Consider the following 16,749-nt stretch of genomic DNA (forward strand, 5'->3'; position numbering starts at 1 on the left):
GTTTCTTAGGCAATACAATCAGATTTGGCAAGAAAATCATCCCAGAGGCGAACCGGCGTGGCGTCAGTACGGCATACCCACTCATACGTCATTCGACAATGCTGCATGCCAGCCCGGCTGCACCTTGGGCCACGCTCATTTCGTAGTGGCCTCGCGCTACATTGATTTGGCTTAAATATCACATACTTTCGGGTGGGGTGACATGTCCAACTATTCCTCTCAGGTCGAGGTTGAACAGCAGGCGGTCGACCGGGCCTATCACAGGCTCGACACATTGCGCGCACAGGTCAAGGAACGGTTGGATGCCGTTCGCGCAGCAGGTTCGCACGGATCGCCCACCCAACGCACGGAACGTGACTCCTTCGCCACCATGTATGAGGACCGGCTTGGCCAATTGCGCGCAGTCGAAGACCGTCTCGTGTTCGGCCGTTTGGACAACACTTCCGGCAACCGCCGTTATATCGGGCGCATCGGCATGTCCAACGAACATCATGAGCCGATTTTGACCGATTGGCGCGCCGAAGCCGCACGTCCGTTCTACGAAGCCACGCCGTCCAACCATGGCGACATTGTGATGCGACGCCATATCACACTGCATTTCCGCGAAGTCTCCGGCATTGAAGACGAAGTGCTCGACGTGCACTCAGCCCATGTGGATGAAGCATCGCATAATGGCACCCTGACCGGCGAAGGTGCGTTGCTCGCCTCGTTGAGTTCCCGGCGCACAGGCAAAATGACCGATATTGTCGCCACAATCCAGGCTGAGCAAGACGCCATTATCCGCGCCGACCTGCAAGGCGCTGTCGTGGTACAAGGCGGCCCCGGTACAGGCAAGACCGCCGTGGCATTGCATCGCGCTGCCTACCTGCTCTACACGCATCGCCGTATGCTCGACCGTTCCGGCGTGCTCGTGGTCGGCCCCGGCCCCGCATTCCTGCGCTACATCGACCAGGTGTTGCCTTCGTTGGGTGAAACCGGTGTAGTCAGCCGCACAATCGCCGACCTGATTCCCGGCATCCATGCGCAACGCGTGGATGAGCCGCATGTGGCCCAACTCAAAGGGCAGCTGCGTATGCGAGACATGATCCGCAATGCCGTGGCAGGCCGCGAGCGTGTGCCCGCATCGTTGCCCACCATCACGGTCAACGGCTTCCACATCAGCGTGCTGGCTGAAGACATTCGCCAAGCCATCGCCGACGCTCGCCGTACCCGGCAACCGCATAACAAGGCTCGCGAAACGTTTGTGCGCGACATGTTGGACACGATGCGCCGCCGCTACGTCGACCAGCTTGACTACACACCTGAGGCGGAAGAATTGCGCGACGTGATGAGCCAGTTGCGCATGAACGACAGGCTGCGTGTGACGTTGAATCTGGCATGGTTGCCGATGGATGCCAAGTGGATGCTCGACCAGCTGTTGTCCAAACCCGAACAATTGCGCCGTTTTGCGCCATGGCTCAGCGATGAGCAAGTGCAGCTGCTTGTGCGTCCCAAAGGCGCCGAGTTCACCGTGTCTGACGTGCCGTTGCTGGATGAGGCCATGGAACTATTGGGGCCTGACCCGCGTGAAGCGTCCAAATTGGCCGTGCAAGAAGCCGCACTCGCCAGGGAAGAGCAATATGCCAAGGAAACGTTGGCGCAGGCCGGTATCGGATCGGGTATCGTATCGTCGTCCATGCTCGTGGACAGCATGCAAGGCTTCGACGCTGAGTTGACGGCTCAACGTGCCGCCGCTGACCGCGAATGGACGTATGGCCATATTGTGGTTGATGAGGCCCAGGAGTTGACGGCCATGGATTGGCGCATGCTCGTGCGCCGCTGCCCGTCGCGCTCATTCACGATTGTGGGTGATGTGGCGCAAACCAGCGCTTTGGGTGGCACCAGGAATTGGCAGCGTTCGATGAACCATATATTCGGCCACAACAATTGGTCGCTGCATGAGTTGACAATCAATTACCGCAATCCCAAAGAGGTGTCGCAATTGGCTGCCGACTTCGCCGAACGCGAAGGGCTGTACGTGTCCACGGTCAATGGCGTGCGCACGGTACCTGATGCGGTGCAGCGTATGGTGTGCGCCGACCAAAGCGAGCTGATGGCCGTTATTGGTCAGCAGGCTGCCAAACTGGCCAGCGAGTTTGTCGATGCGGACGGATCTGGCCGCGTGGCCATCATTACGCCGCTTGAATTGCGTGATGCCGTGCAAGCCACTGTGGATCAGGCTCTGCAAGAATCGTTGCAACAACAGCGTTATGAGGACTTCTGCGCCGATGAAACTGCACAGCCGCGCAGCTATGGCGACCAGGTTAGCGTCTTGGATACGCAAGAGGTCAAAGGCCTTGAATATGACGCGGTCATCGTGGTGCAGCCGGGGCTCATTGACCAGGAGGCGCCATCGCGCATTGTTGCCGCCGCGGACCTCTATGTGGCGTTGACGAGGCCCACACAGCGCCTGCTTATAGTCCGGACGCGTGAGGACGAGGCTTCATTGAGCGTGTAAGTTGGATGGCATGCCTAAAGCACTGTTACTGGAAAACATCCATCCGCTTGCTGCTGAAGCTTTGCGTAAAGATGGATTCGATGTAGAAACCATGACGGGCGCCTTGAATGAGGACGAGCTGATTGATGCCCTTGACGGTGTTGATTTGCTCGGCATTCGTTCCAAGACCACCGTGACACGCAAAGTACTCGATGCCCGTCCCGAATTGTCGGCCATCGGCTGCTTCTGCATCGGCACGAACCAAGTCGACCTTGGTGCTGCTGCCTCAAAGGGCGTCGCCGTGTTCAATGCGCCGTATTCGAACACGCGTTCCGTTGTGGAGCTGGTGATTTGCGACATCATTTGCCTGATGCGCCGCATTCCTGCACACACGCACCATATGAAGCATGGCGTGTGGGACAAGTCGGCCACGGGTTCGCATGAGGTCCGAGGCAAAACACTCGGCATCATCGGCTACGGCAATATCGGTTCGCAGCTGTCAGTGCTGGCTGAAGCCTTGGGCATGCGCGTCGTGTTCTATGACTTGGACGAGAAGCTTGCCATGGGCAATGCGCGCCGCTGCGAAACATTGACCGAACTGTTGGAACAGTCGGATGCCGTGTCGATCCACGTGGATGGTCGCAAGTCCAATCGCGGTTTCTTCGGTGAGGAACAGTTCGCCCAGATGAAGCCTGGCGCTATTTTCATCAATGCCTCCCGCGGGTTCATTGTGGATTTGGATGCGTTGAAGAACCATTTGGATTCGGGCCATATTGCAGGTGCCGCAATTGACGTGTTCCCCGAAGAGCCCAAGTCGAAGGGCGATCCGTTTATCACGCCACTGGCCAATGAAGACAACATGATTTTGACCCCGCATATTGGCGGTTCAACACTGGAAGCGCAGAAGAACATCGCCGTGTTTGTGGCACAGCGCCTGGTCGATTACTGGTTCCGCGGTTCGACGATGCTGAGCGTGAACTTGCCACAGATTACCGTGGGCGCATGCAAGAGCGCGGCCCGTCTGTGCCATTTGCACCAGAATTTCCCCGGCATCCTGGCCAAAGTCAACCAGTACCTGGGCGAGCAAGACCTCAACATCACCGCCCAGTCGCTCGGCACTGAAGGTGAGATCGGTTACGCCATCGTTGACGTGTCAGGAAAGCCCAGCCGGAACACGTTGGATGCGCTCGAAGCGATTCCCGGTACGATTCGCTTGCGCGTGTTCGAACGCGACTGAGTAATCGCCTAGGTGCCAAGCGGTGCTGACCGATGCGTGCCGGCAGTGGTTACAGCCACGGTTCTGACAGCACATCGAACATCACGTCAATATTGGGCTCACCATTGCCGTGATGGCAACCGCTAACACCACTGCTACCGCTGTAACCGGTACATAGTTGAGGTCCTGCTTCATGAATCGTCATGAAGCAGGACCTCAACTATAACTATGTTGCTCTTGTGCATCACGCCATGCCGTCATCAATGCACAGCGCCATCGTCAGTCGGCAATGCGTTCGTCATTGCGTAAGATCATCGTCATGGCGCAGCTCATCGATAGCATGTTGGAAATCGTCGAGGTCGGAGTAGTTCTGGTAGATGCTTGCGAAACGGATGTAGCCCACTTTGTCCAGCGCGCGCAAGGGCTTTAGGATGGCACGACCCACCACATCGGATGGCACCGTGGCTAATCCCTGACTCCTCAAGTCCTCCTCCACTTGCATGCCCAATCGTTTCAGATCCTCTTCTTTGACAGGACGTCCTTGACATGCTTTGCGCACACCGCTGACCACTTTGTCGCGCGTGAACGGTTCCAGGTCGCCCGAACGTTTTTGCACGAGCAATGTGGTGGTCTCCATCGTCGTGAAACGCTTCTGGCAGTGCAGACACTGACGTCGGCGACGGATGGAGTATCCATCCTCACCGATGCGCGTATCGATGACCTTGGTCTCGGCGCTATGACAAAAAGGGCAATGCATACCCTCAAGAATAATGCCAATAGTTCCCATCGCATGCACGCGCATGGGTGGACGCGTTGAACTTGGGCGTGTCGTGCCAGCCATGTCACGCACTCAAATCCGGCAGCTTCAGATGTTGCCCTGATTGCAACGTTGAATCCGGCAATGCGTTGAGTTCGCTAATGCGCTGCACCATCGCGGGCACATCTTGCTTACGCGGTGCCACACGCTGGGCAATCGACCATAACGTATCCCCCGGTTGCACCGTGTAATTGACGGTGTAATCGATAGTGGGCTGCCCAGACGGTTGCGACCATGCCGGCACGGCATCGGCCACCATGACACCAGCCCCAAGAGCCAGCGCCAGCAGCACCACGACGATTCCCAGATGCCTGGATACGCCATCGCGGACCGCGCGTGCCACCGACACCACCCGACCAGTTCGACGGATTTGGGACAATCCATGACCCAGTCCATGATGCAAATCTTGACGCAAATCTTGATGCAGACGATGCCCCAAACCTTGATGCAAATGAACCATGACAACCATCCTTTCGAACATTTGTTCGCATTGGCTTCATGATTGATATTCGCACATTTGTTCGAATCAGTCAACATGCATTCGAACATCTGTTTGAAATACTGGCGATTTCGCGATATGCTGGGCGTGTTGCTACGAAAGGAACGGCCATGAGCGTGAACAACCCCACACCCCGTCGCGAGCGAGAACCGCTGACCGACCGTCAGCAAGCCATGCTCAACGCCATCCAGGAGCTCACGAGTGCCAATGGATTCGCGCCAAGCATGCGTGAACTCGGCCAAGCCGTCGGCTTGAGCAGCACCTCATCGGTCAAGCACCAGCTGCAAGTGTTGGCAGACAAAGGCTATATCCGCAAAGTCGGCAACAAAGGCCGTGCGATTGAGATCATCGACGCCGATACCCCAACGCTCGGCAACATCGCCGATATTTCAATATCCGGATTGCCATCCCTTGAAAACTCGATGGACGTGCCGCTCGTCGGATCCATCGCCGCAGGCACGCCCATCACAGCCGAGCAACATGTCGAAGACGTCATGCGCCTGCCCGTGCGCCTTACGGGCACCGGCAAGCTGTTCATGCTCGAAGTCCATGGCGATTCCATGGTGGATGCCGCCATTTGTGACGGCGACTTTGTGGTAGTGCGCGAACAGCACACGGCCGACAATGGCGACATTGTGGCCGCATTGCTTGGCGATGAAGCCACAGTCAAAACGTTCCGCAATGAGGACGGCCATATTTGGCTCATGCCCCATAATCCAAGCTACTCACCGATTGACGGCACCCATGCGCAAATCATGGGCAAAGTGGTCACCGTATTGCGTCGGCTGTAAGCAAGCCCTGACAATCCACGGCACAATTCGCCCGCAATCCGCATGCCACGGGCGCCTTATCAAAGCTCAGGCATCGTTCCATCTGGTTCCGGAACGGTGCCTGCATTCATCTGCGGCGCCGCATTTATCCGCACGACTCTGGCAAGCACCGCAATCTGATTGCCGTAACCCACCATCGCGAGCTCGCCATCCATTCTCCACTGCCATGGTGCCACTGCGGTTGCGTCCGTATCGCATCCACGCCCACCGCCACATCCACCATCTGCACCGCATCCTCAAGGATGGATCTGATCGGCACTGGCGCTCGTATATCCTTCGGGCTCAAGCTGGAATGTGGTATGCGGCACGGAAACGGGAAAATGTTGACGCAAGCATTCCTGCAGTTGCGCAAGCACCTGACCGGCTTCGCTCATCGTCATGGTTGCATCCACCACCACATGGGCGCTCAACACCGGCATGCCACTGGCCACCATGCTCGCATGCAGATCATGTACCGTCACCACATGCGGCACATGCTCCAAATGCTCACGCACAGCGTCCAAATCCAACCCTTGTGGCGTTGCTTCAAGCAACACGCGCATCGCATCACGCAGCAACGTCGCGGCACGCGGCAACATCAGCAACGCGATCACGCCACCGGCAACCGCATCGAAGCCATCCCAGCCAGTCAGCATCATGACCACAGCCGAAGCGATAACAGCTACTGATCCCAACGCGTCATTGCATACTTCCAGGAACGCGGCATGCATGTTCATGTTGTCACCAGCTTGCGCACGCAACACCACAATCGACGCAATGTTGGCCACGAGTCCCAACACGCCAAAACTCAGCAACCATCGCACATCATGAATCACTTCCGATTCCTGATGGCACAAGCGCATCACAGCTTCCGCCAGCGCATACAATCCCACAAACAGCAATACGAGTGCACCGCCGGCAGCTGTGATTACCTCGAGCCTGGCCCAACCCCACGTGCGCGACTTGTTCGGTTTACGCCGCATCAGCAACGCCGTTACCGTCGAAGCCGCCAACACCGACACGTCAGTCAACATATGGCCTGCGTCCACCAGCAACGCCAACGAATCCGTGACCACAGCCCCAACCACTTCGGCCACAAATACGCTGCCCGTCATGGCTAGCGTAAACAGCAAACTGCGATGATGCGCCCTACCGTCACCACTCGTTCCACCAGCATGCTGCAATCCAACCCCATGTGCATGGGAATGTGTATGCGAATGACCCACTTCGCCCCCTTTCACCCTCTCTCGTGACGCCGAACGTCACAACGTCACGCCATCGCCTCAACGTCACTTCATCATAGGCCGTGCAAATAACACAAAAAGGGACACCGGTTTCCCGGTGTCCCTTACTTCAGCAGTATCAATCAATCACTGCTACTCCATGGCTATCAGAAGCCGAACTGTGCAGCCGTCTCCTTGAGCGTCTCAGCCGAACGCTTCAGGGCCTCAAGCTCACGATCCGACACAGGCGTGTTGATACGCGAGTTCACACCATTGCGGTTGAGCAGGGTCGGCACCGACATGCACACGTCAGAAATGCCGTGGAAATCGCTCAGCAACGACGACACGGGCAGGATGCGGTTCGTGTCGTGCATGATCGACTCGATGATGTCCACACCAGACATGGCGATGGCGTAGTTCGTGGCGCCCTTGCCGTTGATGATCTTGTAGGCGGCATTCTTGACTTCCTGGTGGATCTGCTCACGCACCTCAGCGTCGAGCGGCGCGTGGCCCGGCAGCGGCTGCCAGTCGCACATCGGAACGCCACCGATGGTGGCGGATGCCCACAGCGGCACTTCGGAATCACCGTGCTCGCCCGCAATGTAGGCATGCACGTTCTTGACGTTGACACCCGTCTGCTGGGCAATCAGGAAGCGCAGACGTGCCGAATCCAGGTTCGTGCCCGAGCCGAACATCTGCGTTGCCGGCAGACCGGAAAGCTTAAGCGAGACATGCGTGACGATATCCACAGGGTTCGTGATCAGCATGTAAATGGCGTTCGGGGCGACCTTCACAAGATTCGGGATGATCGACTTCATGATGTTGATCGTGGCACCAGCCAGATCAAGGCGCGACTGGCCCGGCTTCTGGCGAGCGCCAGCCGTGATGACGACCATGTCGGCGTCACGGCAGATCTCAGGATCGTCGGAGCCGTCAATGGACACGGTCGGGAAGAAGCTGGAGCCGTGCTGCATGTCGAGCACTTCAGCTTCAACGCGATCCTTGGCGATATCTTCGAGCACAATTTCGCGTGCCACACCGCGTTCAGCGGCTGCGAAGGCGAGCGTGGAACCGACAGCTCCAGCGCCGACGATGGCATGCTTTGTGGGCTTAATAGGTGATTCTGCCATTGCTTTCGACCTCTCAACTGGACGTCCCGTGCCCCGCAAGCACCACGGACAATCCGCTTCGATACTTGATTCTTTTGAATGCGAAACCAAGGCAACATCCCTAGTTCCGCCTTATGTATGCAGTGTTCACTGTAATCAGCCGCGCAGACCTGTCCCCACGAGTGAATCGTTTCAGCATGCTGCCACCGATGATTCATCCCTGAGCATTGCGCCACTGCAGAATCGTTGCAATGTCACAGTTTGTAAGCCTGTCTCACAGGCTGCCGCACACCCCCTACCTACACAGCGCATGCGATTGCCTGTTTGCAATCGGCGTGCCGATGAGACCAAGCTCACAATCGCATGTCCCGACCGCTCTGCTGTTATCCCCGCCCACTCGCCTATCCGCGGCTACTCGCCTTCCAGCGCTCGATTGTCAGGCTCGTCAGGCAACGCTTCATCCATGATGCGCGCGGCGAGACGGTCATCTACGCGGGCTATGACGGCGATGCCGGTATCACGGTAATCAAGAGCAGTCAACTCGCCGAACTCGCGGATACGGTTGATCAGGGAGCCGGCCGTGTACGGCAGCAGCGCCTCAACCTGCACGTCAGGACGCGGCAGCAGCCCTTCCACCGACTCACGCAACGTATCAATCCCCTCCCCGCTCGCCGACGAAACGATGAACGCGTCGGGCATCAGACTGGCGATACGCTCGCGTTTGGCGTTGTCAATCAGGTCGGCTTTGTTGAACACGGTCAACGTCGGGATTTCCCCGACGCCGTCAATGTCTTTGAGCACGTCGTTGACGGCATCGATCTGTGAGAACGGGTCGGGGTGCGAACTGTCGACCACGTGCACGATCAGGTCGGCCTCGCCTACTTCCTCGAGCGTTGATTTGAACGCCTCGACGAGCTGCGTGGGCAGGCGGCGTACGAACCCGACCGTGTCGACGTAGGCGTAGCGGCGTCCGTCTGCGGACTGTGCGCGGCGCACGGCCGTGTCGAGCGTGGCAAACAACGCGTTCTCAACAAGCTCGCTTGAGCCGGTCAACCGGTTCGTCAACGAAGACTTCCCCGCGTTCGTATATCCGACAACAGCCACGGTCGGCAGTCCCGTGCGCCGCCTTGAGCCGCGTTTGACCTGACGGGAGGGGGCCATTTGCGCGATTTGCTTGCGCAAACGTGCGATGCGTGTGCGGATTACACGACGGTCCATTTCGATTTTCGTCTCACCCGGGCCGCGCGAACCGATACCCGCGTCGGCACCGGCCGCACGTCCGCCGGCCTGGCGAGACAACGCGGCGCCCCAACCGCGCAGACGCGGCAGCATGTACTGCAGTTGCGCGAGTTCTACCTGCGCCTTGCCTTCACGTGACTGCGCGTGCTGCGCGAAAATATCGAGGATTACTGCCGTGCGGTCCACTACTTTGACGCGCGTCACATCCTCGAGCGCACGTCGTTGGCTCGGCGGCAGGTCGGCGTCCACAATGATTGTGTCGGCTTCGTTGACGGCCACAATGTCGGCGATTTCCTTGGCTTTGCCTGAGCCGACGTACGTGGCCGAGTCGGGCCTCGAACGGTGCTGCAGCACGCCGTCCACGACTTGCGCACCCGCTGTTTCGGCGAGCGCGGCCAACTCGCGCAACGATTCCTCGGCTTGCGTGAGCGTCGTGTCCCTGCTCGACCACACGCCCACGAGCACGACGCGTTCAAGACGGATCTTTCGATATTCCACTTCCGTGACGTCGTGCAGTTCGCCCAGGCCTGTCACGTGTTTGAGTTGGTTGCGTGATTCTCGCTCTCGCCAGAGCTCGTCGTCGCGCTCAGCGTAGACATCGGTGCGTTCATGTTGGTCGAGCAGCACGTCGGAACGTTCGCCGAGCACGCCCGTTCCGGGCTCGTCCCGCTCGGTTTCTTGCCGCTGTGACGTTGGCTGCACGTTGTGGTCTTGCGTCGCACTCACCTCTTCTTGTTCAGGCATACTCGCACTGGTTTATTATCATGGTTTAAGCAGACTTTGACAATGGTTCGCCGCTTGATTTCTTGTGATTTCCGCTTCACCCGGTATGGCGGTCTGAACCACGACTGTAGAAACGATGGGATTTGATGGCACAGCAAAATGTGAAACAAGACGTGAAACAATCCAAGCATGGTGGTGAACAGTATTTCAACGCCACACCGACTTCAGCCGATGTGCGCGTGCCACACACGTTCACGGTGCGCGGGCACGAAGTACAGGTCAATACGTCACATGGTGTGTTTTCGGCCGATCGCGTGGATTTGGGCACACAGGTGCTGTTGCGTCATGCGCCCGATTTGCCCGAGACAGGCACGTTCCTTGATTTGGGCAGCGGTTGGGGGCCGATCGCGTTGGCCATGGCGTTGGACGCGCCTGATGCGCGCGTATATGCCGTGGACGTCAATGAACGCTCGATTGATTTGACGCGTGAGAACGCGCAAGCGAACGGTTGCGCGAACATTGTGGCCGGCACGGCGCAGGATGTGCCCGATGACGTGCGCTTTGCGCGCATCTGGTCGAATCCGCCGATCCGCATTGGCAAGGAAGCGTTGCATGAGCTGCTGATGACGTGGTTGCCGCGTCTGGAACCGGACGGCTACGCCTATTTGGTCGTGCAAAAGAACCTCGGCGCTGATTCGTTGATGCCGTGGCTGGCGCAACAGCTGGGCGACGAGTACGAAGTCAGCAAGTATTCGAGTTCCAAAGGCTATCGTGTGATTGAAGTGCATCGCGTAGCGGCCTGACTGGCGCCTCCCTAATCTTTGATGTCGTGACATTGGCTTCCTTGCCGCATGCGCGGGCGCTTTGCCAAGTGCACCACAACCCATCCATCCCTCTGATACCAGTTATGGAAAGAAGCATTTCTTGGGCATGAAGTTCGAATATCCACCAGAATTGCCGGTCAGCGCGGCACGCGACGAAATCGTTGAAGCCGTCAAGCATGCGCAAGTCGTGATTGTGTCGGGCCAAACCGGTTCGGGCAAAACCACGCAGCTGCCCAAGATTTTGCTGGAATTAGGCCGTGGCAGCCATGGCAAGCAAATTGTGCATACACAGCCGCGCCGTTTGGCCGCGCGCACCGTGGCTGAGCGCATCGCGAGCGAACTTGGCGTGCGGTTGGGCGACGAGGTCGGCTATCAGGTGCGTTTCACGGATGAAAGCTCGCCGAACACTCGGCTGCGCGTCGTGACTGACGGTATTTTGCTCGCGCAAATCCAACGCGACCCGCTGTTGACGCGCTACGACACGATTGTGATTGATGAAGCGCATGAGCGCAGCCTGAACATTGACTTCCTGCTGGGCTATTTGACAGCGCTGCTGCCCAAACGTCCTGATTTGAAGCTGATCATCACGTCGGCCACGATTGATTCGGTCAAATTCCAACAGCATTTTGAGCATGCGCTGCACGCGAAAGTACCCGTCATTGAAGTCTCCGGGCGCACGTATCCCGTGCAAATCGCCTATGAGCCGCTCGGTGCCGCGCCGGCATTGATGAACCATGTACCAGGCTTTGATGATGGTGTGCGCCCAGGTGACGACGATTATGGCAGCGAAGCGGCCGCTGAAGACACCGACATGCCTACGGCTGTGGCGCGCGCCTGTATGGAACTGCTGATTTTGTCGCAGCATGTGAGCGGTCCGCGCGACATCCTCGTATTTGCCGCCGGAGAGCGTGACATTCATGAATTCGAACAGGCGTTGCGTCGCCATTTGGGTCCGCGCGCCAGTGACATGCGCCGGCCCGACGCCGTGGAAATCACACCGTTGTTCGCGCGCCTGAGCGCCAAGGAACAGCATCGCGTGTTTGAAGCCCACAGCCAGCAACGCATTGTCATCGCCACCAATGTGGCCGAAACCTCGTTGACTGTGCCTTCAATCCGCTACGTCGTGGACCCAGGCATGGCGCGTATCTCACGCTATTCAAAGTCGGCCAAAGTGCAGCGTTTGCCGATTGAACCGATTTCACAAGCGAGCGCCGACCAGCGTTCAGGTCGTTGCGGCCGTGTAGCCGACGGTATTGCAATCCGCTTGTACTCTCGTGAGGACTACGAGACGAGACCACGGTTCACTGAGCCGGAGATTTTGCGTACGTCACTGGGTGCCGTTGTGTTGCACATGCTTTCGGTTGGTGTGGCTTCCTCGGCGGAAGATATCACGGATTTCGGGTTCATTGATCCGCCAGACATGAAGGCCGTGTCCGACGGGTTCAACGAGCTGACCGAGTTGCGGGCGATCAGCCGCAAGAACGGGCATACCACGTTGACGCATATCGGGCGGCAGCTGTCGCGCTTGCCGATTGATGTGCGTTTGGGCCGCATGGTCATTGAAGCGGCCAAATCGACCACGCCGAACACGTTGGCCGCTGTGATTGTGATTGTGGCGTTCTTGAGTTTGCAAGATCCGCGCGAACGTCCTGATGCGGCGCGTGAGGAAGCCGACCGCATTCATAACCGTTATGCGGACGCGTCGAGCGACTTTTTGACGGCGTTGAACCTGTGGGACCGTGCATTCCAGGTTGATGGCGAAATGTCGAACCATGCGTTACGCCGCTGGTGCAAGAACGAATACATGAACTTCCTGCGCATGCGCCAATGGAAAGACCTCGTGTCCCAGTTGCGTCAAATGTGTCAGGAGTTGAAGTTCAAGGTTGGCCAGCCGTTGCCGGCCAGCCGTCCTGAACCGGCGATACGTGAATTGCCGATCAACCAGCAGGCCGCGCATAGTTTGGCGTGCAGTTGGGATACTGATGGCATTCATCGTTCGATGCTTGCCGGATTGCTCTCGATGATTGGCATGCAAGTGATCCATGAGCCCAAGGCGTCGGACTTCACGGGGCTCAAAGGTGCAGCCAAGGCCAAAGCGATCAAACGCGCGCAGAAAATGGCCAAAAACGATTATCAAGGTGCGCGAGGTACACGCTTTGCCATTTTCCCCGCTTCAGCGTTGCATAAGGCCACGCCGCAATGGATCATGACGACGGAACTCGTGGAAACGAGCCGGTTGTGGGCACGCTACTGTGCGTCGATCGATCCGGCCTGGGCGGAACGGTTGGCTGGCAATTTGACACGCACAACCTATGCGAATCCGCATTGGTCGGGTTCGCGTGGTGCCGCTGTGGCCGATGCCAAAGTGTTGCTCTATGGTTTGCCAATCGTGTCTGACCGTGTGGTGCAGTGGGGTCGTGTGAACCCGTTGGAAGCGCGTGATTTCCTGATTCGCCAAGGCCTCGTCGAAGGTGACATCCAACAGCGGTTTGCGCATGACGAGTTCATCCAACGCAACATTGACGTGTTGGAGGATGCCGCCGAAGATGCGAATCGTACGCGCCAGGTCGCGCAAACGGTCAGCGATGAGGATCTGTTCGATTTTTACAACCGTATTGTGCCCAACACGGCCGTATCGGTGGCCGATTTGGCGAAGTGGTGGAAAACCGAATATGAGCAGCATCCGCATCTGCTTGATTTTGACCCCGACCAGGTGGAACGCCTCAACGATCAGGATTCCGTGAGTCTCGACGACTTCCCCGATCATTGGCATACGATGGGGTCGGACGGCCGTGCCGTGGATTTGCGCTTGAGCTATGTGTATGACACGAGCGCTGACAACGATGGTGTCAGCGTGCATATTCCAATCAGCATGCTCTCGCGCATCGCGCCGGAACAGTTCACATGGAATGTGCCCGGTTTGTTGGACGAGCTGATTGTGGCGTTGATCAAGGCGCTGCCCAAGGCGCTGCGCGTACAGTTTGTGCCGGCACCTGATACGGCCAAACGTATTCGTACGTGGATTGACGACCATTTTGTCCAACTGCCAGGTTCGGGTGAACAAGGCCACCCTGCTCCGGCCCCTGATGGCGGTTGGCCTGATATCAGTCATGTGTTCACGCAAGCGGCTATCGCGACGGTCGGCGCGCAAATCCACCCGGAAGTGCTCGACGGTTTGATGGAGCGTCTGGCCCCGTATTTGCGCATGACGTTCATCGTTGAGCAGCCGCTACCCTCCCCGAAGCAACGTCGACGCCATGCTCGAGGCCAGGTCAAAGTATTGGGACGTGGCAAGGATCTCAAAGCCTTGCAGCGCGAATTCGCCCAAGCCGCCCAGGCCAGTGCGCGCCAGATTGTGCACCGGCAGGCCGAGCAAGCCGCCAACGAAGGCCGCATGGTGGCCCAAGCCAACTTGTTGCAAAAGGCTGGAGCCACTACGGTGCCACGCGATGTGATGCTCTGGAATGCCGCATTGGACCAGTTGCGTCTGCCCTCCGAACGTGTTTCCTCACGATGGCTCGGTAATGAGGCGCTCATGTTGGCATCCGCGCCCTACCAGTCCACGAAGGCGCTCGTTGAGGATTTGCAACTGGCCGCCGTCAAACGATTGCTGCCCGACATTGCCCAACTTGAGGATGATGATGCGTTGGCCGCAGCCGTGGCCGACGTGGCCGACGTGTATGAAGACACTGTGTATGCCGTGGCCAAAGATGTCATCGCGATTCTCAAACGACATGCTGAAGTCGACAAGGCTGTGTCGGGACCCGCAGATTTGCCGATGCTGTCGGTGCTGCAATCCATTCGCGAACATAGCGCCTCACTCGTGCATGATGGTTTCATTGGCGCCGCTCCCCCTTATGCGTTGCCACGCATCGAACGCTATTTGCATGCCGATTTGATGCGTTTGAACAAGGCGAAAACCGACCGTAACCGTGATGTGAACTGGGCGTGGCAAGCCGATGAAGCCAAACAGCTTGTCGATAAGGCCGAGCAGGCTGCCCAATCCGAACCGGCTGGAGCCGCGCGTGACGCGGCCATTGCCAAAGTGGAGGCGGCACGTTGGATGGTGGAGGAATTCCTCGTGTCGCTGTGGGCTCAGGAACTGGGCACGGCACAACCCGTCAGCATGCAACGCATTACGAAGGCGTTGCGCTAGAAAGGCGTGCGTATGGCACAACAGCAAGCCATGAAACAACCACGGAAATCAAAGAAAACCACTGTCAAGCGCGTCGTGCGGCGCGTACGGTTGTGGTGGAAAAAAGCAAGCTGGCGCCAGCGGATCCGGACGATTGTGGCCGCGATACTGGCGCTGCTGCTCGTGGTGGCCGTGTCCATTCCTGTTGTGCGGTTCGTCAGCTGGCGTGTGGCCGTCCACTCAGCCCGTCACCGGCAGCAGGAACTGACGCAAACCTATGATTTTGATCCGGGCAATATTATTTCCGACGAACAGTTCTTTAACGGTACGGCGATGAATGCCAAGGAAATCCAAGCGTTCCTGGATGAACAAGGCAAACAGTGCACGGGCGAGCGCTGTCTGAAATCAATGACGTTCGACACCCATCCGCGCGAAGCCAACGAATATTGCTCACGCATTGATTTGGACGGCAAGCAAACGGCCGCAACGATTATTGCGGCCGCATCCAAAGCCTGCAGCGTCTCGCCAAAAGTGTTGTTGACGATGCTGCAAAAAGAGCAGCAGCTCGTCAGCGCCACCGACCCGTCCGATTTCCAATTCAAATCGGCGATGGGCTTGAGCTGCCCGGATGACGCGCAATGTGATCCCAAATATGCGGGATTCTATAATCAGGTGGCCGGATCAGCTGAACGATACCAATATTATGTGCATCACGAGGAACAATACGGCTACCAAGACGGCCAATTAAATTACGTACGCTACCATCCAAATGAAAGCTGCGGTGGCGAACAAGTCTGGATTGAAAACAAAGCCACAGCGTTGCTCTATATTTACACACCATACCAACCCAACCGCGCGGCTCTCGACGCAGGAGTTGGTGAAGGCGACCAATGCTCCACCTACGGCAACCGTAACTTCTCCATCATCTATTCCAACTGGTTCGGCGATCCGCGCGTGTAATGCTACCTCTACCATTAATTAGACATTGCAAGCAGATTTGATATACAGAACTAATCATTGTAATCCACTTTTGACGACATATTCATACGCTTAAGAAGGGGAATATTATATCAAATCGTATTCATATCAAGAAGAAAGCGCTACTTTCTGTAGTTCTCACTTTTTGTGTTCTAGCTTCATTTCTCACACCGCAAGCTTTAGCAGATTCACGTATGTTCACAGGATTGTGCAACGGTTCATCTTCACCCGGTTATTACCATGAAAAGCATAGTGTAAAAAGCATAGTGTAAATTATGCAAACGCTCGGATGCTAGTAAGTTCAGTCTCACATAGTAGCTACAGTGAGGCGAAGCATCCCAACCTTCTTAGAAGTAGTTCAGCCGCAAAAGGAGATACAAGTTACGCTTTTGCAAGTGGTTCACATGGACTGAGCGGCGCTTATGCATACTATCGCGTGTAATAATATTCGTCGAACATTGATTCACGCCGGCTTGATTATTATCGCTGGCGTGCTTGGTGTTTCACTGTCGGCATGCGGTGGCACTGCTACGGATGCGGCAACGGTTTGGCGAACATCCGTGACCTATCGGTGGATGTTGAGGGCTTGAGTGACGCAGAAGATCAGTAAGGGCGAAACTGCATCTGTACTGACCAGGCTGGTCAGAAGAAATGCAATAACGAACATCAAAACGCATCTTTCCTGACCAACTTGGTCAGGA

10 protein-coding genes and 1 pseudogene are annotated in these 16,749 nt (G+C 57.2%); 6 read left to right on the top strand and 5 right to left on the bottom strand.

Features of this window, described 5'->3' with window-relative positions:
- Positions 1 to 202: 202 nt before the first annotated feature.
- Together BGLCM_RS04125 and serA are read left to right on the top strand one after the other, a co-directional pair.
- A complete protein-coding gene (locus tag BGLCM_RS04125; RefSeq protein WP_006294277.1) occupies positions 203 to 2,497 on the top strand; it encodes a HelD family protein in 2,295 nt (764 codons plus the stop codon).
- Positions 2,498 to 2,507: 10 nt separating this feature from the next.
- Entirely contained in the window at positions 2,508 to 3,713 is a 1,206-nt protein-coding gene (gene serA / locus BGLCM_RS04130) for a phosphoglycerate dehydrogenase (protein WP_006294276.1), read from the top strand.
- 277 nt (positions 3,714 to 3,990) lie between these two features.
- Here serA and nrdR read toward each other — a convergent pair whose 3' ends face one another.
- Both nrdR and BGLCM_RS04140 read right to left on the bottom strand, forming a co-directional pair.
- Positions 3,991 to 4,449, bottom strand: a complete 459-nt coding sequence (gene nrdR, locus BGLCM_RS04135) for a transcriptional regulator NrdR (RefSeq protein ID WP_044084924.1) — start codon at positions 4,447 to 4,449, stop codon at positions 3,991 to 3,993.
- Positions 4,450 to 4,534: 85 nt separating this feature from the next.
- Positions 4,535 to 4,969 (bottom strand): LysM peptidoglycan-binding domain-containing protein, encoded by a 435-nt coding sequence (locus tag BGLCM_RS04140; protein WP_160268327.1) that lies wholly within the window; start codon positions 4,967 to 4,969, stop codon positions 4,535 to 4,537.
- Positions 4,970 to 5,160: 191 nt separating this feature from the next.
- On the opposite strand from BGLCM_RS04140, the pseudogene lexA reads away from it, so the two are divergent.
- Positions 5,161 to 5,799 (top strand): annotated as a pseudogene (gene lexA, locus BGLCM_RS04145) (transcriptional repressor LexA); the annotation flags it as partial.
- A gap of 275 nt (positions 5,800 to 6,074) precedes the next feature.
- On the opposite strand, the gene BGLCM_RS04150 reads toward lexA, so the two are convergent.
- From BGLCM_RS04150 to hflX, 3 genes are all read right to left on the bottom strand, one after another.
- On the bottom strand, positions 6,075 to 7,001 hold the full coding sequence (locus tag BGLCM_RS04150; RefSeq protein ID WP_044084930.1) for a cation diffusion facilitator family transporter: 927 nt from the start codon (positions 6,999 to 7,001) through the stop codon (positions 6,075 to 6,077).
- A gap of 206 nt (positions 7,002 to 7,207) precedes the next feature.
- Positions 7,208 to 8,170, bottom strand: coding sequence for an L-lactate dehydrogenase (locus tag BGLCM_RS04155; RefSeq protein WP_006294268.1), 963 nt, complete (start codon positions 8,168 to 8,170; stop codon positions 7,208 to 7,210).
- 390 nt (positions 8,171 to 8,560) lie between these two features.
- On the bottom strand, positions 8,561 to 10,132 hold the full coding sequence (gene hflX / locus BGLCM_RS04160) for a GTPase HflX (protein ID WP_006294267.1): 1,572 nt from the start codon (positions 10,130 to 10,132) through the stop codon (positions 8,561 to 8,563).
- Between the two features lie 125 nt (positions 10,133 to 10,257).
- On the opposite strand from hflX, the gene BGLCM_RS04165 reads away from it, so the two are divergent.
- The 3 genes from BGLCM_RS04165 (at position 10,258) to BGLCM_RS04175 (ending at position 16,030) form a co-directional block, all read left to right on the top strand.
- On the top strand, positions 10,258 to 10,914 hold the full coding sequence (locus BGLCM_RS04165) for a class I SAM-dependent methyltransferase (RefSeq protein ID WP_006294266.1): 657 nt from the start codon (positions 10,258 to 10,260) through the stop codon (positions 10,912 to 10,914).
- Positions 10,915 to 11,041: 127 nt separating this feature from the next.
- Complete coding sequence (hrpA, locus tag BGLCM_RS04170) at positions 11,042 to 15,091, top strand: ATP-dependent RNA helicase HrpA (RefSeq protein WP_006294265.1); 4,050 nt, start codon at positions 11,042 to 11,044, stop codon at positions 15,089 to 15,091.
- 12 nt (positions 15,092 to 15,103) lie between these two features.
- The gene (locus tag BGLCM_RS04175; protein WP_006294264.1) at positions 15,104 to 16,030 is read left to right on the top strand and encodes a hypothetical protein; all 927 of its coding nucleotides are present in this window, start codon (positions 15,104 to 15,106) and stop codon (positions 16,028 to 16,030) included.
- Positions 16,031 to 16,749: the final 719 nt, after the last annotated feature.

Source organism: Bifidobacterium gallicum DSM 20093 = LMG 11596 (genome assembly GCF_000741205.1).
Classification (GTDB): Bacteria; Actinomycetota; Actinomycetes; order Actinomycetales; family Bifidobacteriaceae; genus Bifidobacterium; species Bifidobacterium gallicum.

Coding starts and splice junctions, on each gene's coding strand:
- BGLCM_RS04175 (WP_006294264.1), top strand. CDS start 15,104: ATGGCACAACAGCAAGCCATGAAACAACCACGGAAATCAAAGAAAACC.
- serA (WP_006294276.1), top strand. CDS start 2,508: ATGCCTAAAGCACTGTTACTGGAAAACATCCATCCGCTTGCTGCTGAA.
- hrpA (WP_006294265.1), top strand. CDS start 11,042: ATGAAGTTCGAATATCCACCAGAATTGCCGGTCAGCGCGGCACGCGAC.
- BGLCM_RS04165 (WP_006294266.1), top strand. CDS start 10,258: ATGGCACAGCAAAATGTGAAACAAGACGTGAAACAATCCAAGCATGGT.
- BGLCM_RS04155 (WP_006294268.1), bottom strand. CDS start 8,170: ATGGCAGAATCACCTATTAAGCCCACAAAGCATGCCATCGTCGGCGCT.
- BGLCM_RS04125 (WP_006294277.1), top strand. CDS start 203: ATGTCCAACTATTCCTCTCAGGTCGAGGTTGAACAGCAGGCGGTCGAC.
- nrdR (WP_044084924.1), bottom strand. CDS start 4,449: ATGCATTGCCCTTTTTGTCATAGCGCCGAGACCAAGGTCATCGATACG.
- BGLCM_RS04140 (WP_160268327.1), bottom strand. CDS start 4,969: ATGGTTCATTTGCATCAAGGTTTGGGGCATCGTCTGCATCAAGATTTG.
- hflX (WP_006294267.1), bottom strand. CDS start 10,132: ATGCCTGAACAAGAAGAGGTGAGTGCGACGCAAGACCACAACGTGCAG.